At 63.7% G+C, this 22,333-nt stretch carries 15 protein-coding genes; 11 read left to right on the forward strand and 4 right to left on the reverse strand.

Annotated features, from left to right (window positions below; genetic code table 11):
- The first annotated feature begins 15 nt into the window (after nucleotides 1–15).
- From LZC95_05515 to LZC95_05525, 3 genes are all read left to right on the forward strand, one after another.
- Entirely contained in the window at nucleotides 16–1,140 is a 1,125-nt protein-coding gene (locus LZC95_05515) for an HAD-IIIC family phosphatase (protein ID WXA96294.1), read from the forward strand.
- 61 nt (nucleotides 1,141–1,201) lie between these two features.
- Entirely contained in the window at nucleotides 1,202–1,726 is a 525-nt protein-coding gene (locus LZC95_05520) for a dihydrofolate reductase family protein (GenBank protein WXA96295.1), read from the forward strand.
- Nucleotides 1,727–1,764: 38 nt separating this feature from the next.
- Nucleotides 1,765–2,979, forward strand: coding sequence for a cytochrome P450 (locus LZC95_05525; GenBank protein WXA96296.1), 1,215 nt, complete (start codon nucleotides 1,765–1,767; stop codon nucleotides 2,977–2,979).
- A gap of 170 nt (nucleotides 2,980–3,149) precedes the next feature.
- Here LZC95_05525 and LZC95_05530 read toward each other — a convergent pair whose 3' ends face one another.
- Nucleotides 3,150–4,310: a beta-lactamase family protein gene (locus LZC95_05530; GenBank protein ID WXA96297.1), complete on the reverse strand. Its 1,161-nt coding sequence runs from the start codon at nucleotides 4,308–4,310 to the stop codon at nucleotides 3,150–3,152.
- A 356-nt stretch (nucleotides 4,311–4,666) separates the two neighbouring features.
- Here LZC95_05530 and LZC95_05535 point away from each other — a divergent pair, with 356 nt between their 5' ends.
- On the forward strand, nucleotides 4,667–6,445 hold the full coding sequence (locus LZC95_05535; GenBank protein ID WXA96298.1) for a hypothetical protein: 1,779 nt from the start codon (nucleotides 4,667–4,669) through the stop codon (nucleotides 6,443–6,445).
- 108 nt (nucleotides 6,446–6,553) lie between these two features.
- On the opposite strand, the gene LZC95_05540 is transcribed toward LZC95_05535, so the two are convergent.
- Complete coding sequence (locus LZC95_05540; protein WXA96299.1) at nucleotides 6,554–8,257, reverse strand: amidohydrolase; 1,704 nt, start codon at nucleotides 8,255–8,257, stop codon at nucleotides 6,554–6,556.
- 151 nt (nucleotides 8,258–8,408) lie between these two features.
- Between LZC95_05540 and LZC95_05545 the strand changes: the two genes are divergently transcribed.
- The 6 genes from LZC95_05545 (at nucleotide 8,409) to LZC95_05570 (ending at nucleotide 15,806) form a co-directional block, all read left to right on the forward strand.
- Nucleotides 8,409–10,814: a hypothetical protein gene (locus LZC95_05545; GenBank protein WXA96300.1), complete on the forward strand. Its 2,406-nt coding sequence runs from the start codon at nucleotides 8,409–8,411 to the stop codon at nucleotides 10,812–10,814.
- A 175-nt stretch (nucleotides 10,815–10,989) separates the two neighbouring features.
- The gene (locus LZC95_05550; protein ID WXA96301.1) at nucleotides 10,990–11,568 is read left to right on the forward strand and encodes a hypothetical protein; all 579 of its coding nucleotides are present in this window, start codon (nucleotides 10,990–10,992) and stop codon (nucleotides 11,566–11,568) included.
- An 82-nt stretch (nucleotides 11,569–11,650) separates the two neighbouring features.
- Nucleotides 11,651–12,520 (forward strand): LysR substrate-binding domain-containing protein, encoded by an 870-nt coding sequence (locus LZC95_05555; protein WXA96302.1) that lies wholly within the window; start codon nucleotides 11,651–11,653, stop codon nucleotides 12,518–12,520.
- Nucleotides 12,521–12,579: 59 nt separating this feature from the next.
- A complete protein-coding gene (locus LZC95_05560; GenBank protein ID WXA96303.1) occupies nucleotides 12,580–13,260 on the forward strand; it encodes a TetR/AcrR family transcriptional regulator in 681 nt (226 codons plus the stop codon).
- A gap of 168 nt (nucleotides 13,261–13,428) precedes the next feature.
- A complete protein-coding gene (locus LZC95_05565; protein WXA96304.1) occupies nucleotides 13,429–14,601 on the forward strand; it encodes a hypothetical protein in 1,173 nt (390 codons plus the stop codon).
- On the forward strand, nucleotides 14,598–15,806 hold the full coding sequence (locus LZC95_05570; GenBank protein ID WXA96305.1) for a beta-lactamase family protein: 1,209 nt from the start codon (nucleotides 14,598–14,600) through the stop codon (nucleotides 15,804–15,806). The genes LZC95_05565 and LZC95_05570 overlap by 4 nt, the downstream gene beginning before the upstream one ends.
- Before the next feature lie 11 nt (nucleotides 15,807–15,817).
- On the opposite strand, the gene LZC95_05575 is transcribed toward LZC95_05570, so the two are convergent.
- Nucleotides 15,818–18,370, reverse strand: a complete 2,553-nt coding sequence (locus tag LZC95_05575) for an aminopeptidase (GenBank protein ID WXA96306.1) — start codon at nucleotides 18,368–18,370, stop codon at nucleotides 15,818–15,820.
- A 289-nt stretch (nucleotides 18,371–18,659) separates the two neighbouring features.
- Here LZC95_05575 and LZC95_05580 point away from each other — a divergent pair, with 289 nt between their 5' ends.
- The gene (locus tag LZC95_05580) at nucleotides 18,660–20,201 is read left to right on the forward strand and encodes a hypothetical protein (GenBank protein ID WXA96307.1); all 1,542 of its coding nucleotides are present in this window, start codon (nucleotides 18,660–18,662) and stop codon (nucleotides 20,199–20,201) included.
- Nucleotides 20,202–20,210: 9 nt separating this feature from the next.
- Here the strand turns inward: LZC95_05580 and LZC95_05585 are convergent, their stop codons facing one another.
- On the reverse strand, nucleotides 20,211–22,211 hold the full coding sequence (locus tag LZC95_05585) for a pyrroloquinoline quinone-dependent dehydrogenase (GenBank protein ID WXA96308.1): 2,001 nt from the start codon (nucleotides 22,209–22,211) through the stop codon (nucleotides 20,211–20,213).
- Nucleotides 22,212–22,333 lie beyond the last annotated feature (122 nt).

Genomic DNA, 22,333 nt, shown 5'->3' on the forward strand with positions numbered 1-22,333 from the left:
CTCTCGGAGACCACCATGACGACGCTGAACATGAGTGAGCGGATTGTGGATGCGGTGAAGGAAAGGCCGCGGTCCGAAGAGAACAAAGAAAACAAAGAGAACAAAGAAAAGAAGAGCAGCAGCATCAAGTGCGTCGTGTGGGACCTGGACAACACGGTCTGGGACGGCGTTCTCCTCGAGGACTCCAACGTCACCTTGCGGCAGGACGTGGTGGATGTCATCCGCACGCTCGACGAGCGCGGCATTTTGCACTCGATTGCCAGTCGGAACGACCATTCCGCGGCCATGGCCAAGTTGAAGGAGTTCGGCCTCGACGAGTACTTCTTGTACCCGCAGATCAACTGGGGCAACAAGTCGGCATCCGTGGCGGCCATCGCCAAGGCCATCAACATCGGCTTGGACACCATCGCCTTCGTGGACGATCAGCCCTTCGAGCGCGACGAGGTTGCGTTCGAGCACGCGGTCGTGCGCTGCATCGACGCTGCGGATGCCGCGAGCATTCCCCGCCTGCCCGCGATGAATCCGCGCTTCATCACCGAGGACTCCCGAGTGCGCCGCAAGATGTACCTGGCGGACATCGAGCGCAAGAACGTGGAGGAGGCGCACGAGGGTAGCCCGGAGGCGTTTTTGGCCTCGCTCGAGATGGTCTTCGACATCTCGTCCGCGCGCGAGGAAGATCTGAAGCGCGCCGAAGAGCTGACGGTCCGCACGAACCAGCTCAACGCCACCGGCTACACGTATTCGTACGAAGAGCTGGACGTCTTCCGCAAGTCGCCCGACCACGACTTGCTGGTCGCTTCGCTCGACGACAAATACGGCACGTACGGTAAAATCGGCTTGGCGCTGGTCGAGCGCACGTCCGAGGTATGGACGCTCAAGCTCTTGCTGATGTCGTGTCGAGTCATGTCCCGTGGGGTCGGCACGGTGCTACTCAACGCCATCCTTCAGCGTGCCAAGGCGGCCGGCGTGAAGCTGCGCGCCGAGTTCGTGCCGACCGATCGCAATCGAACCATGTACGTCACGTACAAATTTGCGGGCTTCCGTGAGATCGAGAAACGGGGCAATATCTCCGTGTTGGAAAACGATCTCTCACGGGATCCGGATTTTCCGCCGTACATGAAAGTCACGGTCGACGTCTGATCGACCGGGACCAGCAAGAACGGCCCCCAAAGCGGGGCCTTGGGCGAAGGAAGGGTTCACCATGCGAAAATTGTCCTACTACATTGCCTCCACCGTCGACGGATTCATCTCGCATGCAGATGGAAGCCTCGAAGGCTTTTTGATGGAAGGCGACCACGCGAAAGACTTCTTCGAGTCGCTGCAGGCGTACGACACCGTGCTCATGGGCCGCGAAACGTACGATCTCGGGCGCAAGTTCGGCGTCACGAATCCGTATCCCGCCCTGGAGCAGTACGTTTTCTCGCGCACGCTGAAGGAGAGCCCCGACCCGGCCATCAAGCTGGTTTCGGAGAACGCGGCGGGCCTGGTTCGCGAATTGAAGAACCGGCAGGGCAAGGACATCTGGCTGTGTGGTGGTGCCAACCTGGCAACGCAGCTCTTCGCCGAAGGGCTGATCGACGAGGTCATCGTCAAGACGAACCCGGTTATCTTCGGCGCTGGAAAGCCGTTGTTCACCGAGCAAGTCAAACTGACCGCATTGGAACTCGTGGACAAAAAGTTTTTCAACAACGGCGTCGTGGTGCTTCGCTATCGCGTGAAGCACTGATTACTGCGACGGCCGCCGATACATTCGAGGAGCGGACGATGAAAGAAGAGTACCCGAAAGGCATCCAGTTAACCCCTCTCGACGACGCGTGGCGGGAGAATCCTTATCCCATCTTGAAGCGCATTCAAGACGAGGCTCCCGTTTATTACGATGACCAATTCGGGCGCTATATCGTATCTCGCCACGACGACGTGGCGAGCATCGTCAAAAATCGCAATTATTGGGTCGATGGCCGCAAGGGCAATCCCGGCACCTTCCCGCAGATGCTCATGGATCTGACGGAAGAGCCGATGATGATTGCCATGGACGATCCGGATCACAAACGGCTTCGCAACCTGGTGACCAAGGCGTTCAGCCAGAAGGCCGCCGAGGCCATGCGAGGCCGTATCCGGGAGATCTCCGAGGAGCTGCTCGACGCCATTGGCGACGAAACGGAGTTCGATTTCGCCCAGCGCTTCGCGGCGCCGTTTGCCATCACGGTCATCGCGGACATGATGGGATTTACCAAGAAGGAGGACCAAAAGCACTTCAACGAGTGGTCCGACACCTTCATGAATGCCATCTTCAGCGTCAACGCGACGGAGGAGCAGAAGGCCGCCGGCAAGGTCGTCGAGCAGAACCTGCGTGAGCTGTTCACTCAGGAGATCGCGGCGAATCGCAAGCAACTGCAGCGCGGCATCATCGGCGACATGGTTGCGGCGCAAGAGGGGAACGACCGCCTCAACGACGGCGAGATCGTACGCATGTGCATCCTGGTGCTCATCGCCGGGAACATCACCGCGCGCGACACCTTGGGCAATGGCCTCAAGGCGTTCCTCAAGCACCCCGAGCAGCTGCAAAAGCTACGCGACAATCCGTCGCTCATGCCCCGGGCCGTGGAGGAGATTTTGCGCTACGACTGCCCGGTCCAGTCCTCGGGGCGCATCCCCAACGAGGATACGGTGGTGAGCGGCTGCCCGATCAAAAAGGGCGAATACATCGCCACGTCGCTGTCCGCGGCCAACCACGATCCGCGCGCATATCCGAACCCGACGAAGTTCGATATCGAGCGCGAGGACGTGCACCATCACGCCTTCGGTGGCGGCTCCCACTTCTGCCTGGGCGCGAGCCTCGCCCGCGTCGAGCTTCAAGAGGCCTTTTCCGCCGTGTTCGCGCGCTACACGCACCTCGAGGTTTCCGACAAGGGCGAAGAATACGTCCGCGTCCCGAACTTCCGCGGCCTCTGCAAATTCTGGATCAAAGTGACCAAGTAGACGTCGCGCGCGTCGTGGTCCAAAGGAGAATTTGAACAGGGAGGCGGGGAGGCGGGGAGGACTTACGGCGCGAGGCGTCGCTGAACGCTTTTTTTTGGGGTTTCCATTTGGCCAGCGGGCAAAGTGGAAAACAAAAAACTCCCCGGCCTCCCCGCCTCCCTGTTCAATCCTCAGGTTGCGTACACCGAGTGCCAGAAGTCGCGGCACACTTTGGGGGGCGTCGGGGAGGTCCACGCTCGCTGCGTCATCAAAATGCCAATGAGCTTTTTCTCGGGGTCGATGTAGCACGACGAGCCAAATCCCCCGTCCCATCCGAACGATCCCGGTGAGCGCTTCAATTTGTCGCCCTCGGTGATGACAGCCATCCCAAAGCCCCAACCTTGGTGGGCGAAGAAATCGGGTATCCATTCGGATGCCCGTTTTTGTTCCTGGGTCAGATGATCGGTGTGCATCTCGTTTACGGATGCCTCGGAGAGGATGCGCACCCCCGCGTGCGCACCGCCGTGGAGCAACATGCTCGCAAAAGCGAAATAGTCGTCGGCCGTCGAAACCAGCCCCGCGCCGCCTCCAGGAAATGCCGGGGGACGGCTCCATTGGCCGGCGGGCTGGTCGAAGGCTTCCACCACGCCCAATTCGAAATTGGTCCAATATTGGACGGGCAATCGGTGGATCTTCTCGGCGGGAACGTGGAATCCCGTATCCTTCATACCGAGCGGCTCGAAAATGCGCTCGCGCAAAAAGGCATCGAACGGGCGACCGGACGCGCGTGCCACGAGTACGGCCAGTACGTCGGAACCTGTATTGTACAACCAAACGGTGCCCGGCTGGCACATCAAGGGCAACGTTCCCAGCCGTCGGATCCACTCGTCGGGCGCGGGCGTCGAAGCCGGGGTAGGGGCACCCATGCCAATGAGCAATTCATTGGCCGCTTGCATGATGGGATAAGCGCCTGACGGCACGAACAGCTGGCCGAAGCCCATGCGAAACGTCAAAAGGTCCCGCACTGTGATAGGGCGTTTTGCCGGGACGGTTTCGGAAAGGGGACCATCGATCTGCGCGAGCACGCGGCGATTCGCCAGCTCGGGGAGCCATCGATCCACGGCGTCGTCGAGGCGCAGCGTGCCCTCGTCCACGAGGATCATCGTGGCCGCCGCCGTGACGGGCTTGGTCATCGACGTAATGCGAAAGATGGTATCGCGCTGGACGGGTACATGGCTATCCATCGCCATCGTCCCGAATGCCTCGACGTGCACGTCGCCGGCTCGACTCACCAGCGTGACGATGCCGGGGACCTCCCCCCGCTCGACATAGTCATTCATCAGGTCGCGCATGCGTCCACTCCTCTGTTGAGCTTCGGTGCTTGTCGTCATTTGGTGTGCCATTTCGAGGAACTTTCGTCGTCGCTGGGCGTTCAAAAGGCTTCGGAGAGGAGCAGCCTATGCCTACGCGAACGCATGCCCTTATGGTTTCACTGTGTGCATTCGTTTCGTCCGGGATCGCGACGCTCGATGCGCGGGCCGAACCCGCCGTCAGCGGATCCGTAGAGGAGTGCTCTGTGCATTGCTCGATTCTGGAGCAGCTTACGATTTCCTCGGACAATGAGAAGAGGGTGGCGCACTTTACGTTGACGGGTCACGTTCTTGCCGCCGGCCCACAGTTCATCTCCTTATTTAACGAGCCGAGCACGGTGGGCATCCGAGACGCGAAATTGAACGGTGCGCCGGCGCTCATTGGCTTCGACGAGGATCGCTGGTTCGTTCGCACCGCGGAAAGGCGGTTTACGCTGACGGGCACCCTCGTCTTCGGCGAAGGCAGCAGGCTGGTCGTGGCGGGGCCCGTCAATGCCGTCGACGTGGCGGTGAAGCATGGGTCGGTGGAGACCGTGTCCGGCGACGACCGGACGCATTTCGACGCCGCGGAGTCGCTCGAGCTTCTCTTTCACACGCCGGAAAGCAAGGAGGCGGCCGAGGCCGAGGAGGTGCAGTCGGAATTCGGTGTGACGCGGATCCTCCGCGTGGGCGAGCGCACCAGCTTCGAGTACCGCATCGACATGTTCGATGCGCAAGGCCTGGGCGTGCAGACCTTCCCGCTTCGCACGGGCGAAGAGGTGGCAAGCGTCTTTGGCTCGGACGCGTGGGAGGTCAAAGGCGGAGAGCTCACGCTGCAACTTGCGAGAACGAAGGCGGTCGTGACCGTGCATGGGACCATTCCCAAGCTGGGGCCCATCGTCGTCCACCCGCGCTCGACGAATGGCGAGTGGCTCATCGTCGAATCCGATGCCGAGCACGAGGTGAAGGTGACCGGCGTGTCACCAGGTCCTTCCCGGCGCGAAATGCAGGTTCGCCCGGGCCAAGAGGTGACTGTGTCCGTTTCCAAACGCGTGCCCGGCGAGGACTGGCTGGGCGCCGCCGTGTGGCGGCAGGATCGGCAAGCCGTGCTCCTGGCGTCGGGGGGTCTGCTGGTGAACGACGCGATCACCTACGACAACGGGACCCTCGACGAGTTGCCGCTTCGAGTCCCGGGACGCCTTTTGTACGCCGCAACGGACGGTTCCCCGCAATTGTGGGGTAGCCAAGGGCCCATGGATATTGCCATTTCGCATGGCCGCCATACTCTGCAATTGCAGTCGAGGCAGGATACCGCGTTGCGCTGGCTCGGCGGTCGCCTCGACGTGGCGGGTCCCACTCTTCCGCTGGCCGCGAGCACCGCCGCGCTCTCCCTCGGGTTGCCGGCCCAAGTGCATCCCATCGTGAGCGTCGGTGGGGAGGAGCCGCATTGGTTCGTAGGGCACGTGCGCGATGCCATCGCGCTCGCAATGTCCATGGCGCTCGCATGGCTTGCATTTGCGCGCCGGCGCAGTCGCGTGGCGTGCGCCGTTTCCGCATTTGGCCTATGGTGCTTTGCGCCGGCGGTTTTTGCCGTCGCGGGCACGCTGGCGGTGGGCGGCGCGGTGTTTTTCGCAGCATGCAAGCGCATGGGCGCGGGATGGGCGCGCCGCCTGGTGATGGGGGCGGGCTTGGTCGCTCTCGCGGGGCCTGCCCTTTATCTGGGTCGCCTCGCCGCGCCCGAGGTGCGGGCGGAACATGCGCTGCTCGAGCCGTCGTGCGAGGAGTTCACCACGCTGCCTGCCCCGAAGGCCCCCAGCGATTCCGAGCAGGGCTCCTTTAGCGCGCAGCTGGCCATGCCCGACGCGCCCCGCACCCTCCGCATCACGCGGGCGATGGTCACATCAGGCCGGCCGTTTTCGCCCAGTGTGTATTACGTCACGGACAACTTCCTTTGGCTCGCATTCGGCGGCTGGCTGGTTGCCCTATCGTTCCTCGCCTGGACGCACCGCACCCATCTGGCACGCCTCCGCGGGCGCCTGCGAACCGCGTTCGTCCCGCAGGATTTGCCTCTCCCGCGCGAGCCTTACCGCTCCCCGGCCTCCTGCGTCCCCCCGTCGACCGGACTCGGCCCGGGCTAACTTTTCGCCACGTTGCCAGCTTCGCCGAATAGGCAGATTGAACCCCCAAAAACCTTCCCGCCTTCCCGCCTTCATGTGAACTCTCTCTGTTTCGAAGCCCAAGATGCGCTAGCGGTTCTCGTGCACGACTTGGCCGCCTGCGATGGTGAGGACGACGCGGGTGTCGGCGATCGTGTCTTTGGCGGTGTCGTCGAGGATGTCGCGGGAGAGGACGGCGATGTCGGCGAATTTGCCGCGGGCGAGGGAGCCTTCGTCGCGGTCGCGACCTGCGGCGATGGCGGCGCTGCGCGTGTAGGCGACCACCGCTTCGCGCGCGGAGATGCGCTCGGCGGCGTACCAGCCCTCGGGGTGCTTGCCATCGAGGGTGCGGCGGTTGACGGCGGCGTCGATTCCCGAGAGCGCCGACAGCGGTGCGACTGCCCAGTCCGAACCAAAGGCCAATACCGCGTGCACGTTCAACAGCGAGCGCCACGTGTACGAACTGGCCGCGCGCGAAGGGCCGATACGTCCCTCGACCCAGCGTCCATCGTCGATGGCGTGGTACGGCTGCATCGATGCGACGACCCCTGCGGACGCGAAGCGCCCGATGTCTTCGCGCCGCAGATGCTGCGCATGCTCGATGCGAAAGCGGTGCGCACGCCCCGGGTTCGCACGGGCCACGTTTTCGAACATGGAGAGCAACTCCGCATTGGCGCGGTCGCCAATCGCATGCACGGCGACGGCGAGGCCGGCGGCATCGGCTTCGCCAATCCACGCGCGCAGCTTCTCCGGCGGCGTCACGTAAAGCCCCGTCGAGCTGGGCTCATTGAGATAGGGCTCGAACAATCGCGCGGTGCTCGATCCAATCGAGCCATCGACGAAGCCTTTCACCCCGCCCAGGCGCAGCCAATCGTCATCGAAGTTGCCGCGTGACCGCACGCGCGCCGCCTCCGCGTATTCCGCTAGTGGCCAATACAGGTCCACCCGCACACCGAGCTCACCGCGCGCTCCGAGGCGCCGGTACACGTCGATCAACCGCGCACGCGTCGGGGGATCGCTGCCATCCATATCCTCCACGGCGGTGACGCCATTCTGGTGCGCTTCGCGTGCAGCGGCGCGCACGCCCTCGAGGATCTCCTCCTCCTCGAGCGGCGGCACCTTGGGCCACACCAGGTCCATCGCATTGTCGCGCAAAAGGCCCGTCGGGGTGCGCGTTCCCGGTTGGCGATAGACGACCCCGCCCTGCGGATCCCGCGTGCGCGCATCGATGCCGGCGAGCTGCAGTGCGCGAGCATTGGCCAATGCCATATGGCCGTCGTAGCGCATGAGGAACACGGGGCGATTCGGGACATATTTGTCGAGCAGCGCAGCATCCGGCAGACGCCCCGCGAGTGCGCGATCGTGATCCCAATTGCCGCCGAGCATCCACCGACCCGGCGGCAACTTGCGATCGGCCTCCACCAAGCGCCGTCCGAGCTCGGCCTCGTTGGCGGCGTCCTTGAGGTCGACCCGCGAGAGCCCGAGCCCGCCGAAGAGAAAATGGACATGGCTATCGCGAAATCCGGGCACCGCGCGCCGGTTCTGCAAATCGATGATCCGTGTATGCGCGCCGAGGAATGGCCGCACCTCTGCATCGCTTCCGACGGCGGCGATCCGGCCATGCGCGATGGCCAGCGCCTGCGCCTCCGGATGCTCCGGATCCGCGGTGAAAATGTGCCCGTGCACCAAGGCCACCTCCGCCTCGGTCGCCGACGACGTGGAGACGGCAGCCGGTTTCGTCGAACCACCGCATGCGACCGACAGGAGAAGCGCCAAGCCCAGAGAACGTTTCATGATGACGCCATTATGCCATCTAATACCGAGGAAGAATTCATTCTCGTCGGTGGCACACCGTGACACGGGGATCGGGCCATTTCCGGTGATTCGTACGTCGAAACCCATGTGGTTCGCGCGTTGCTTCGCTTCCGGAGTGGAGGTCCTTTTGATGACGATGATTTCAAATCGAACGACGGCCACGCTGCTCGTCGGAACGGCAGTGGCGGTTGCCGTCGCTGCGGGCTGTGGGGACGATGCCATGCACTCGAACACGAATCCGGATGGCCATCGCGATCCGGATAGCGGCGCAGGCGGCACTGGCGTGGACGCCGCGACGAACTCCGATGGTGGAGCGACCGAAGATGGGTCGGTAGCCGACCTCGATTGCGCGCCCACCGGCTTGCCGGATTCCATCCAGCGCGGCAATTGGGATTCCCGATTTACCGTGGCCGGCCTTTCGGGGCACGACGGAATCAGCCCCATGGTGCACGACTTTGCGCGCGATACCGACGGCTCGATTCTCGCGGCGGGGTATTTCCAATGGTTGGGAACCCAGAGGGTCGAGCCCCTGGTGCGATACAAAAATGGCCAATGGGAGCCGGCCCGCACCGAATGGAATCGCCCCGTTCCCCGCGGCGGGTTTCGCGCGATGGCGGTGCAGCCCCGAGGTTTGGCATTGGCCACGAACAATGGCTACAACGGACCCAGCGAAATCTGGCTGGACACCGGCGGCGGCTTTTCCGTGGTCGGTCACGCGGATGGTCCCATCCGCTCCCTCGCATGGTACGGCGGAAAGCTGTGGGCGGCCGGTACCTTCTTTTCCATGGACGGCACGGCACTTCGCAATATCGCAGTATGGGATGGTACCGCGTGGTCTGCTCCGCCCGGCGGCGGCCCATCGAACGATGGTCTCGTGTACAAGCTTTTCGTCTCCGACGAAGGCTTATTCGTCGGAGGCGCCTTCGATGGTATCGGTGGTATTGCGGCGAAGAACATCGCGGCCTGGAACGGAAGCTCGTGGAAGGGCTACCCCAACGACGAGCTCACGGTGGTCTTTGCCTTTGCGCGCGGTGCAGGCGGAGAGCTTTTTGCGGGTGGTTTCCGGCTCGATCGCATTGCGGGCGGAATCACGCGGTGGACGGGAGCCAATTGGGAAGCCGTGGGCGGCGGCGTGAGCGTCCAAGATCCCGCGGTCACCGGCGTGGTGAGCGATTTGGCGTTTCACGACGGTGCGTTGTACGCCACCGGTTGCTTCACGCACGTGAGCGAGCCATCGTCGAATCCCTCGACATCGCCGGCCCGTTCGTTCGCACGCTGGAATGGTTCGAAATGGGAATCGCTCGATGCCGTTCCCGCGTCCGACGTCCCCGGCAGCCCCTGGGCGAATTATCCCGTTTGCGGCTACGAGGGGCTCGGCATCTACGATGTCGTGCATCAACGCCTCTGGAGCGATGGTCCACGCTTGCTTGCCGGGGGAGGCTTCGCCGGCGCAGGCACCGTTCCATCGCAAAGCCTGATTGCCTACGATGGCCGGGATTGGATCGCGCAGGGAGGCCCGGGCGATCGAGGCCTCAATGGTTCATCCTCCGACATTGCCGTGGGCGGACCTCGTTGCGCCGTTCACGTGTTGGGCTCCATGAGCCACGCCGGCGGCAAGCGCGTGCGCTCGCAGGTCATTCGATACGACGACGGATGGACCGAATTGGGCGACGCATTGCCCAGCGGCAGAACATGCGGTCACATGGCCGTGGACCGGCGCGGGGCGGTCTTCGTCGGCTGCGCGAGTGGCGGTGGTCCATTCGAGCTCTTGAAGCTCGACGGCGCGAATTGGAGGACCATCGGACGAATCGATTGGGGCGATGGCGGAGAATTTGGCTCCGTGCACGACATGAAGATCGATTCCCATGACAAGCTATGGGTCGTCGGCGCCACGGGAGGCGACATTCAACCGGCCAAAGGATTCGTGGCTCGCTGGGACGACGATCATTTCACGACGGTGGAGAACTCCGTCGACGGCGCCATTCGGCGCATCGCGTTTCCTCGCGGGGCCCGCGACGAGGAGTTCGTCGTGGGAGGAACGTTCACCCATATCGGCCATCGCGAGCTCCTCCACATCGCGCGATGGGACGGCGCGAATTGGAGCGCACTCGGGCCGGGCATCGGTCAACCGGTGAGCGCCGTCGAATACGGTCGAAATGGCATTTATGCGAGCACCGAACCAAATTTCACCACGCATACGGTATCCACCGTGGCGCGTTGGGATGGTGCCCGATGGGCCGACCTCACCCAGACGACACCAGGCCTCCCCGCAGAACGCGCCGTCGACCATCTGCTGGAAATTGGCAATGAGCTCGTTCTCGCCGGAACCTTCGACACGGGCTCACCGACGGAAGGTCGAGGCGTCTACGTCTACGAAGGCTCCCGATTCGTTCCCTTGAAAGGCGGTATCCAGAGCGGCTTCATCTCGACCCTCACCGCCAGTCGCGATGCGCTGTGGTTCGGCGGTCCCATCGCCGTGGCCGGCGGAGATACGCAACCGCTGCCAACGGCGGGCATCGCGCGCTTTCATTGGTGAGCCGTTGGCGTCGTGGTGTCCAGTTGCAATCATCCGCGCCCATCTGTGCCACGCGCGACGCCTCGATCGTGCGACGTCGAACTACCGCGCGATTTAAATCGTATTGGCGATCTTTTTGCCTAGTTGCGACGGCGAAACCTTAGGAGGTCTCATGCGAAATTGGGCATTTGTAGCTATGTTGGCTTTATCCGCGTGCGCGGGAAACCCGAGTGAGAATTCCAATGCGACGCAGGATCCGCTCGGGCAGAAATCGGGCGGAGATACGCCGACAACGGGCGGTGGAGGTGGACCGACCAACCCTGCGAACATTCTTTGCGGCTGCTTCACCGGTGGTGGCTCGCCAGGCTCGCCGGGGAATCCTCCGGGACAGCCCCCGACGCAGCCCACCGAGCCGGGGACACCGCCGTCCAAACCGAATCGCGAGCCGGCGCCGGCGGGCTCCGGAGGATCGCATCCGCCTTCGCCGCCCGCCGGTATTCCCTGCACCGTGTTGCTCTCCGGCCCCGGCTCCGATCCCACGCAGCCTCCGCCAACGGGCGGCTCGGGAGGTGGCTCCACCGGCAGCAATCCCGACGATCCCGTCACCGGTTCGGGCGGCGGTGGTAACCCAGGGCATCCCGGTAGGAGCCTCACGGGCCACTATGCATGCATTTCAATTGGTTCGGATTTGCCAACGCCGCCCCCCACGCAACCGACGGAGCCGCCGACCCTGCCCGGCGACCCCACACCTTTGCAGACGGCGCACAAGCGTTGACAATCGAGCCTGATGCGGAATAACTGTTTCCGATTGCTATGGGAATCGCGGAATCGGAGCAGTGATGGACGTTTTGCGCGGCATGCGAACTTTTCGAAGTGTCATCACCACGGGAAGCTTCGCAGCCGCCGCGCGTTCCGCGCAGGTCACCACGGCGTCCATTAGCAAACAGGTTTCCCAACTCGAAGAGCACCTGGGCAGCCAGCTTCTGAATCGCACCACGCGCCGTCTCTCGCTCACGGACGCGGGGCGCATCTATTTGGAGCACTGCGAGCGCATTCTCGACGAGGTCGACGAGGCCGAACGCTCGCTGAACAACCTTCATGCGGAGCCGCGCGGCCGTCTGCGCATCGCCGTGCCCATGTCCTTCGGTCTACTTCGCATCGCGCCGCTTCTTGCGCCATTCGCGCTGCGCTACCCCGAGATCGAGCTCGACGTTGCACTCAACGACCGTGTGGTGGACCTCGTGGAGGAAGGGTTCGACCTCGCCATCCGCATCTTTGCGCGGCCGCTCGAGGACAGCGCCCTCATCATGCGCCGCATCGGTGGCGGAAAGCGCGTCGTCTGCGCCGCGCCCGCCTACCTGCGCGCGCGTGGCACGCCCAAGCATCCGCAGGATCTCGAAGCGCACGACTGCCTTCGATATGCCTTGCACGCCGCGCCGGCCGTTTGGGAATTCGACGGGCCACATGGCCAAGTCAGCGTGAAGATCCGGGGGCCGCTCCTCACGAACAACAGCATCGCCATTCGCGATGCCACGGTTGGCGGGCTGGGGATCGCGCTCGTGCCCGATTTCATCGTGACCAAAGAGCTCGCCGAGAAGCGAGTGAAGCCGCTGCTCGAACGCTATTCCGCCAGCGGCTACGGTATTTTCATGGTGGCCCCGCCGTCCCGGTACGTGGCGCCCAAAGTGCGCGCATTTGCAGAGTTTCTCACCGAAGCCCTCCGCTAATACGGCGGCGGCATTCGAATTGTCTGCCGTTGCTGCATGCATCGTTGCATACTCTTGTCGTGGCCCGACCGTCCGCCGATCGAACACGTGCCGTAGCCGCCCGCGCGCCCGGGCTGCAGCTCGGAGAACGCCAAGCGCGCGCCATGATCATGCAAGGTGCCGCGACCACCTTCGCGGAGCTCGGCTTGCGCGCCGCCTCCGTGGAGGACATCCTGAACGCGGCCGGCGTCTCCAGGCGCACATTTTACCGCCTTTACGGCAGCAAAGAAGACGTGGCGCTGGAATTGTATCGGCTCGGGACGAAGTTCCTGCTCGACGCCTGTGAGATGGCCGTGCGGGAGGAGAAGGATCCCATCCGCCAATTCGAACGATGCATCGACGCGCACCTCGGCAATGCGCGCCAGTTCGGCCGCCTGGTGTTCGTGCTCGGCGGGGAGGCTCAGCGGCAAGAATCGCCGCTGCACGCGCGGCGCATGCAGGTGCACGACTCCATCGTGGAGCTTCTCCGCACGAGCACCGCCAAGGCCAACCGCGCGCTCGAGCACGCCGATCCACTGCTCTTTCGCATGCTCCTTCTGTCCATCGAATCCATCGTGCGCATCCTCCTCGAGGAAGGCGACGAAGGGCGAAACGTCAGCGACGCAAGCCTCGCCCGCGCACGGCGCGTGATGGTCCGCGTGCTCACCGCCACGCTCGATGGCACCGGCCCGCGCGTCACGCCCATGCCGACGGTGGAATAGTTTCGCAAAATTGTATACGGCGTGTATACGTCTTATCTTTTTCGGCCGTCCGAGCGGCTAGTAAAAGGATAATTTCCTATTTCAACGAATTCCGTGGCGCCAGGCCATCAGGAGGTATACGTGATGTATACTTCGTTTCTGACCCGCTCTTCGTTCCTGGAAGGTGCCATGAAAACATCCGCAAAAACGCTGCTCGCCGCGGCGATGGGGGCCGGTGCGCTCGTTTCGACCACGTCCGCCCACGCTGCAGGCTTGAACGATCCGAATTGTGCGCCCACGGCCGCGCGCCCGTACCCGGCCATCGTCGTTCATGGCCAAGCTGGTAACTTCGAAGGAATGCGGGGCATCACGGACACGCTCGTCCAAGATGGCTACTGCGTGTACGCGAAGAATTACGGACACGTCCCGGGTGGTGCCAATGGGCAAGATCACTTGTCCGTTTCGGCCGGCCAGATTGGCGATTTGATCGACGAGGTCCTGGGCAGGACGGGCGCCTCGAAAGTGGATGTGGTGGGGCATTCGGCGGGCACCGGAGTTCTGGACAATTACATTTTGAAGAAGGGCGGGGCGGCCAAGGTTCATCGCTTGGTTTCCTTTGGCGGCCTTCACCATCCCTACGCGCACGCGGGGGCGCCCAAGTTCCTCGATGCGAGCCTGTTTTTGCCGAACCTCACGGCCACCGCACGCAAGTTCATCCCCGGCATTTCCGTTCAGCAGGTGGTGACCCTTGCGCTGGATACGTATGCCGCGGCGGGTGCGCCGCTCGGACCGGTCGATCCGGCCCTTGCCGCCACCGCGAAATCGAACTTCACGGCCGACCTGTTCGAGCCAGACTATTGGAACGACCTTCATGGCTCTTTGTCGGAGGCCGATGGCACGTACATCACGGTTGGCAACGGCGGCCGCTCGCGTCCGACGAACGATGCCGCGCCGAACGTCTGCTACACGAACATCGTCGCGGTGGCGGATCTGGTGACGGGAGGCTCGGCGGGCTTCCAGGACGAGGCTTCCAACGTGGAGAACTATTTGCTCACCACGACGGTCACGGCCAATGCGCACGTCGATATGATTGCCGATCCCGTGGCGCTCGCGAAAATGGTCTCTGGGCTGAATGCACCGTGCGCGGGCGGTGCGGTGGTGAAGAAGGCGTCCTTCACGGAATCGGTCAATGATGCGAAGGGCGCGGAGGCTTTCGAATCGGCCTTGTCGTCGGAGGAGCAGAGCTCCTCGGGCGGGTGCTCGGTTTCGCACGTGGGTTCGGCGGCGACGGGGGGAGCATGGCTGTCGGTGATCGGCGGATTGGCGCTGATCGTGCGGCGCCGCCGTCGCGGGGCTGCATGAAAAAGGCGATTCTGCTCGCGGCCCTGGCGCTCGTTGCCTGCAGCGACGCCTCGGGCTCGGGGGATGCGCAAAACGACAAGGGCCCCGGCGGCGGGCAGAATGGCCCAGGGCCAGGCTCGCGCGCTCCCACCGATTCCAAGCCGCCGTCGCCCCTCGATCCTCCGCCTGCGGGCGGCGGCTCCGTCGCGTGCGATCAGGAGACCGCGGCCATTCAAACCGCGATGGACGCGGCGCACCCGACGAACACGGACGCCGTGGCGACCATCAAGACGCCCGCGTGCGGTGTTCGATTCTTCACCAGCGGCCCGGCCAAGGTGGACGCGACGAAGCTTCATCGTGTTGCCAGCGTGACCAAAACGTACACCGCCGGTGTGGTGCTGAAGCTCGTGGAAGAAGGAAAGCTCTCCCTCGATGCCTCGGCGTCGCAATGGCTCCCATCGATTCCCGGCGGTGCGGCGGTGCACGTGCGGCATCTTTTGCAGCACGTGAGCGGGTTGAAACCCTTCGACAACACGTTGGGCTTCCAGGCTTGTCTCACCTTCGGCTGCACGCCCGATCGCTTGCTCTCGCTCTCGTTCGACCAAGGGCAAGCTTCGCAGCCCGGGACGACCTTCGCGTATGCCAACGTGAACTTCGTCGCCCTCGGCGTCATCGCGGAAAAGGTCGCGGGCAAGCCGCTGGCCACGCTCCTTCACGAGCAGGTTTTGACCCCGATTCATGCGGAAAAGACCTTCTTCGCCGGGGGCGAAACCGTGGGCGGCACCCTCGCCATCGGTCGCGACGAAGGCGGGCGCGATGCCACCAACCGGCTCAACATGACCGGCCTTTACGCGGCGGGCAACATTGCCGCCAGCCCCGGGGACGTGCTCACCTGGATCGAGGCGCTGGGAAGCGGCACGTTCTACGGGCCGGATCTCCAAGGCGAGATTACCAAGTTCATACCCTTCGCCGGCACCACCGATTACAAATACGGTCTTGCCATGATGGAGCTGCAGCCCAGCGCGAGCTTCGGCGGCGGCCCCGGGCGAGGCCACAACGGTGACCTCATTCCCGGGTACCACACGCAGGCGTTCTACTTTCCCGAACGCCAAACCACGGTGGTCAGCATCATCGACTACAATCCGCCGGGCTTGGCGCAAAATCCGCAGCCGATTTATGCGGTGTTTCGCGCGATCTTGAAGACGCTGTTCAGCGCATCCCCGTAGAGCGCGTCTCCTTAGAACGGCAATCCGGATGCGCAGCGCGCCGGGTCGTTGACGAAGGAGAGAACCGACGGCTGCAGGTTCGCGTCGGAAAGGCCGGCGACGAAGCTTTGCCATGCCGGCGACGTTGGCGCGCCAGGAATGAGCGCGTACGCAGCGCACACGGCGTTTCCGTGGACCCGGCCGAACCAGTAATCGACCGGGTCGTGCAGCACGGCATTCAATCCCTCGATGGCCGCGGCATTCTCGGATAGCGTGGTGCCTTTCGTGGCTACGACGCCGCGGATCGTTTGATCGAGGACGGTGTTGTCTTGCGATGCCGTCAGGAGGCGCGCGAAGAAGGCGCGCCAGGAGGGTAGGCTAGCGGCCGGGACGAGGGATTCGGCCGCGTACCTCGTCAAGTTGGTGACCGCGATGCCGCGCTCGTTGAGCGAACGGGAGCGCGTGGCAACACGGGACCAAATGGCGAATTGCCGCGCCGCCGGAAGGTCGAATTGCGAGAGAAACGCGGACCGATGTTCGGAAATGCCGCCGAATCCCTCGAGCCGTGCCCAATCGACGGCAAAGAGCTTTTCCACGTCGACGACCTTGCCGCACGTCGACCATCGCTTCGGTCCGAGCGCACGAAGACCGAGGGAGGGCGGTCGCTGGACGAGCGCGCGGGCGATGACGCCGGACCATGCCGCGCGCGTTGGCGCATCGAGCTTCGGATCCACCGCCACGTCGCACGCGCGCTGGATGGCCAGCGCCTCCGCCTCCTTGGCGTCGAGGCCGCGCACGAAGCCATCGAATTCGCCCGGTGACATCGTAGGCAGAGCCCGCGAGAGCGTAGCCATCTGATGGAGCCCGCCCGCATGAAGCCATTGGCCGATGGATTTCCGGCCTTGCGGCACGAGCAACGGCGCGAGGCTCGTCTCGTACTTCGCGTCCGACGCCGCACCGTCCTGCGCCGCGAACAGCTTCGCATCGGGGTGCACGTCCAGGGGATCGATGACGAGAAACTCGCCCGGTACTGCGCGCGACAACGAGACCGGCCGATCGAGCTCCAAGGTCTGTTCGCGCGAGCTGCCGTCGGGCGAAACCCAGCGCACCACCATGGGCGTGATCAGGGCCCCATCCGGATCGCGCAAGGTCACCGTCGCGCCCCCGGCCGCGGCCTCCACGTTCAGCCGGGGAATGCTTTTGGCGACGACTGCCCGTCGCACGGCGGCGGTCGTATCGGAACCGAGTTGCGGTGCAAAGGCTTCGATGAACGCGTCGGTGCCAATCGTGCCGTAACGATGATCGCGCAGCACGCCCCGCAGGGTCTTCCAAAAGCCTTCATTGCCGATGCGGCTGCGAATTTGCGAGAGAAGCCACGCGGCGCGCGCGTAGGGACCCGTTCCGTACGTGGTAATCGGAATGGACCGATCGCGAACGATGGGCTCGCCGTCGCGCGGAGCATTGCGCTCGCTGCCCAGGAGGCCGAGATCTTCCTCGTCCAAATAGCCGCGCATGTTCTCCATCTCGAGCAGCGTGGCCATTCCTTCTTTGAACCACGCGTCGTAAAACGTCTCGTTGGTCACGAGATCGCCAAACCACTGGTGCGCGAGTTCGTGCCCGGCCACATCGACACCATCGTAGAGCGAATAATCCAGCAGCGTCTCGCCCATGAGGGTGATGCTCGCATTCTCCTCGCCCCAACCACCGGGCATGAAGACTTGCGAATAGGCATTGAAAGGATATGGCCCCACGAGCGCCTCGTACGTCTTCATCGCCCGTGCCGTTTCCTGGAGTGATGCGCGGTAGTCGTTCGGAATGCCGCGCCGATGCCAAATGGAAAGAGGCAGGTTGCGCCCGCCGGAGCGCACATGGATGGTTTCCACGTCGAGATCGGCCACGTTGAAGGCCATGATGTAGGTGGGCAACGTGAAGCCGCTCTCGAACTTCACGCGGTGCGTGTTCGTGGCCTCATCGCGTTCATCGGACACGAGATCGCCATTGGCCACGAGTTTCTCGTGTGCCGGTATTCTCATATCGACCGAAAAGAATGCGCGGTCGGAGGGGACGTCGTGGCTTGGCATCCACCAATGCGCGCCCCATCTCTCGGAGAAGGTAAACGCCGCACGGACCGGCGCCGGATCGCCCTCGAGCGCCGGCATCATGTAAAGGCGCGCACTCTGGCCGACCCCGCCCGAGACGGCGCCTTCGGCCTCGTAGTCGATTTCGAGCCGGACGCTCTCCGCACGGCTCGGAAGCTCGACGCGCAATTTCTGGTGCTCGCGATCGACCGCAAACGGGAGCGGCGTGCCATCTTCGAGGCGGACGGCCTTGATCTCGGAAACGGCGCTGTCGAGAAGCACCGCGCCGTGCCCGCGCAGCTGAATGCCCACCGTGGCCACGAGGCGGCTGCGCGCCCAATCGAGTTCCCCCTTCAAGTCGTACCGCTCCACGTCGTAATCCGTTTCCGACGAGGGCGTATCCAGAGCGCTCTGCAGGGCGCCAGAATCGTCGCTCGCGCTGGAGCAGGCCGCGGCGAACAAGGTGAGGGAAAGAACGCCAGCCTGCTTTGCGCGGTTCGTGTTCACGAATTGGTTATTAGTCCAATTCGCACCCCAGCGTCTTGACCGAATGGCCTCACGGTATTCGGCACGAGGAGCGAGCGCGGCAGTGGGCTTTGGCGGCGGAATATCGGGCGTGGCGCTTTTTTCCGCCGGGCGAAAAAAAAAGACGTGATCCACGACGTCGTCAACTGGACATTGCTTGGGTGGGCGCCCGCGGAGGCGCCTCCTCGATGTCGTGATCGTGCAGGGCGCGCCGCTTGGCTTCGCGTCCGAAAGGGCTATTTTGCGCGCTTCAACCAGGAGCATGGGCCGCATGGCGTGGCTCGGACTCGGCGTTCTTCAATTGGCTTGCTTCGTGCGGTTCTGTCGATTGCCATTCGACGAGAAGCTCGCCCGCGTTCCCGACGACGGATTCTACTACCTCAATCTGGCGAGGAACTTTGCCCTGCGCGGCGATTGGTCCTTCGACGGCGGGGTGAGTCATACGACGGGATTTCACCCGATTCACGCGTTCGTCGCCTCGTTCATCGCCCGATTGGTGGAGGACGGCAATCTGCTGTTGGTGATTCACGGAGCACTCGGATGCTTGCTAACCCTTTTGGCCGCGCACTGTGTGCTCTCCGTGTTCGCACACGACGTTGGCGCCTCGTGCGGTGTGCTCTTCGTGTTCGCGGGCGGCGCCTGCCTGAGTTGTCCGCTCATGGCCATGGAATGGCCCTACGTCGTCGCCATCCATGGGGCGCTGCTCTGGCTCGTGCTGCGAGAGCACACGCTTGCGGCGTTCGTGGCGGGCACCCTTGCGGTGCTCGCGCGGATCGATGCGGTCATTCCCACGGCCTTCACTGCCCTTGGTGTCGTCGCGTGGACGATTCACCACGGCCTTCGCCGCCGTCCCGTGCGACCGGATCGCGCGCAGACCGCGGTGGCCGCGTTTGCCGGGGCGCTGTTCACGTTTTTCGGATACGGCGCCTACCTGTGGATGTCTACCGGTTACTTCTTCCAAGGTAGCGCGCGCATGAAGTCCCATTGGGCGTCCTTGCAGGGATTCGAGCCCGTTCGTCTGCTCGCCTTGCCATGGCGCGCCGTTCCATTCGGGTGGTGGCTCGTGGAGAATCGAGCTCCCGTGGTGACGGCGATCGGGATTGGCGTGTGCATCGTGGCCGCGGCGATCGGCGCGAGGGATCTCCGCCGCACGCGCGTTCCGGCACCGCCAGTCGATTCGCTCCCCATGTGGATGGCCGTTCCCGCGTTGCTGGGCACCTACGCCGTCTATGCGGCGCGCCTCTCATCGTCACAACCTTGGTATACGGCGCATTTCGTAGTGCCCATTGCGGTGTTGGTGGGCATGGGCGCGCGCGCCCTCTTTCGCGCCACCCCCGCTCGGGTTCCGTGTGCGGCGCTCGTGATCCTAGGAGCATTGAGCTTCGTGGCCACACGCACGGCGATTTGGCCGCATCAGCGGCTTCTCGCTGCGGCCGGGGAGTGGATTCGCGCATCGGGAAAGCTCGTCGTATCGTACAACGCGGGAATCCTGGGTTACGTCTCCGATTCGCATGTCGTCAATTTGGACGGACTCGTGAATGACGATATCCATCCCTATATTTTCGACGGCACCGCGGCTTGCTACATCGAAAAGATCGCCGTCGACACCTTCGTCGACACGGACTGCAGCGGCCGAGCGGACCGCGATCTCGACCGGATCAAGGACGATCTCTTCGGAGATGCCACCCAGCGCGAGCGCACGTTCGGGCGCGATCCCGAGGAAACCATGTGCGTCGTCGCCGCCTGGCACCTCGACCGCGACAAGCTTCACGAGGCATGCCGGCGCGCGAGCTTGCGCGATGGGCGCGACTGACGCGCGTGCCTATGGCAAGGCAAACGCGACGAGCTTCGCGGGTTGTCCACCTCCGCCCACCGGCAGCACGATGAATTGCCGCCCATTGGCGACGTAGGTCATGGGCGAACCCGAGGCGTTGCCCGCGGCCATGGGCGTTTCGGAGAGCATCGTTCCACGATCGGGATCGAAGGCCCAAAGGTACGCTTCGCTGTTTTGGACTTCGTACACGCTGGTAAACGTGCTCGGTTGCTGTTGGCGCCGTGTGACGATGCCCTCCTGCGCGACGAAGAGCAGATCCTTCGTGGCCAGCACGAAGCTGCGGCGCGGCCAACCCAGGCCGGAAAGATGCAGATCCTTCAGCGCGGGGTGATCGACCGGCCCGCGACCGATGGGCGTCTGCCATCGATGCTCGCCCGTGTTCAAGTCGATGGCCGTTACGCGGCCGTACGGCGGCTTCGTAATGGGCAATCCATTCGGAAGCGTGATGGGCGCCACACTTCCCGCGTAGCCCGCCCCGAGAAACAGCGTGAGCGACAACGTCACCGGGCGCGTGACCGATGGCACGAAGAGAATGCCTTTGTCCGGATGGAAGGCTGCCCCCGACCAGCTGCTGCCACCGAGGTTGCCCGGCAGCGCAATCGAGCCCTTTTTCCCGCCGAGGAGTGAATTGTCCACGCTGGGCGGCGTATAGATTGGTCCGTAATCGTAGGGTTTGACGGCCGCGAGCGCTTGCTGGCGCAGCTCCGGTGTGAAGTCGATGAGGGCATCTTCCGTGAGGCCTTGTCGATCGACGGGGGCAGGCCGCGTGGGAAAGGGCTGCGTGGGCGAGGCATGCTCGCCCGGCACCGTCGATGCGGGCACGGGCCGTTCCTCGATGGGCCAAATGGGTTGGCCGGTCACCCGGTCGAGCACGAAGACCATGCCCTGCTTGCTCACCTGCGCCAGCGCCTTGACCGGGCGCCCGCCCACGCGAATGTCGACCAACGTCGGTGCGGCGGGAGGATCGTAATCCCACAAACCGTGGTGAGTCATTTGATAATGCCAAATGCGCTCACCGGTCGATGCATTCAACGCCACGACGCTGTCGGCAAACAGATTGTCGCCTTGACGTGCACCGCCATAATAGTCATTGGCCGGCGTGCTCACGGGCAAATAGACATTTCCGAGCTCCGGATCGCAACTCATCGTCTGCCAGACGTTGGCCCCACCGAAGGTCTTCCACGAGCCGTTCTTCCACGTGTCGGTGCCGAATTCCCCTGCTTGCGGCACCGTGTGAAATGTCCAGCGCAGTTGGCCGGTGCGCGCGTCGAAGCCCCGAACGTCGCCGGGAGGCATTTCGGGAACAAGGGGAAAATCCAGAATGCTGGACCCCACGACGACGGTATCACCGCACACCATGGGCGGCGACGTCACCGAATAGAACTTCGCCGCCGCGGGGCGCCGCAGTCCCTGCTTCAAATCGATACGCCCGCCGTTTCCGAAGCCGGAAATGAGCCGGCCGTGGATGTCGAGGGCGAGCAGCTGCGCGTTGCCCGTGCCAAAAAAGATGCGCTTGTCCTCCCCATCTTCCCAATACGCCACGCCGCGTGCGACGAACCCGAAGTTTGGCGGGAACGCCACCGACTTACCATCCTCGGCCAAATAGCTTTTAGGATCGTACACCCAAAGCGTCTGGCCCGTTGTCGCATCGACCGCCGCGACCTGGCTGAGTGAGGTACTCGCATAGAGCACACCGCCCACCATGAGCGGTGTCGTTTCGTAGGCATGCGGCCAAATCTTCACGCCGTCCTTGTTGATCTCCCGAACGATCGCTTCGTCGGGCGATGTCCAGGACCATGCCTCCTCGAGCGACTTTACGTTGTCCGGCGTAATCTGATGAGCGGTCGAATACTTGTTACTCGCCCCATCGCCCGCCGCAAGGCGCCACTCGGCCGACGAGGTGTCTTTGGGCTCGCACGCGGACCAGCTTAGCCACGCTACGCAGGCAAGGGGAACGGCGCCGACCGGCAAACGGCTTCGCAGCGACATGGTTTTCTCCTCCGACGGAAATGCCATGTTTCGGCGACGAACGTAAGTGGGATTGCGCGGCCTCCCAGCAGATGTACCGCGGCGTGTACCAAGGCGCCCGGTGTACCGGATGTGAATGCGCC

The organism is Sorangiineae bacterium MSr12523, assembly GCA_037157775.1.
Taxonomy (GTDB): Bacteria; Myxococcota_A; Polyangia; order Polyangiales; family Polyangiaceae; genus Pendulispora; species Pendulispora brunnea.